Genomic DNA, 603 nt, shown 5'->3' on the forward strand with positions numbered 1-603 from the left:
TTCTTTGGTGGCGATGGCCGCTTCCACGCCAAAATCGAAGGCCGTGAATTTACGCCAACTGAGCGTCGCATTATCCAGCTACTGCTGAAAATTGTGTTTGAAGACTACAAAGAAGCGTGGTCGCCAGTCATGGGCGTCGAGTTCGAATACCTCGATTCTGAAGTAAACCCAAGCATGGCAAACATCGTGAGCCCGACCGAAGTGATTGTCGTGAGCTCATTCCATATTGAAGTGGATGGCGGTGGCGGTGACTTCCATGTCGTAATGCCGTATTCCATGGTCGAGCCAATCCGCGAGTTGCTCGATGCTGGTGTTCAGTCGGACAAGATGGAAACTGACGTACGTTGGAGTTCAGCGCTGCGCGAAGAGATCATGGACTGTCCGGTGAACTTCCGAGTGAATTTGCTGGAAAAAGACATATCGTTGCGCGATTTGATGGAGCTGCAACCAGGCGACATTATTCCGATTGAAATGCCTGAGCACGCAACCATGTTCATCGAAGATTTACCGACTTACCGCGTAAAAATGGGTCGCTCTGAAGACAAGCTTGCCGTACAAGTCTCTCAAGAGATTGAACGCCCACACGTAGTGAAAACTGATTTA

The 603-nt window shown here is 49.8% G+C and carries 1 protein-coding gene; it reads left to right on the plus strand.

The window, feature by feature from the left end:
• The coding region (gene fliM, locus R7Q11_RS27690) for a flagellar motor switch protein FliM (RefSeq protein ID WP_225467174.1) at positions 1–603 on the plus strand (603 nt) is incomplete at both ends.

It is taken from the genome of Vibrio sp. 970 (assembly GCF_033339075.1).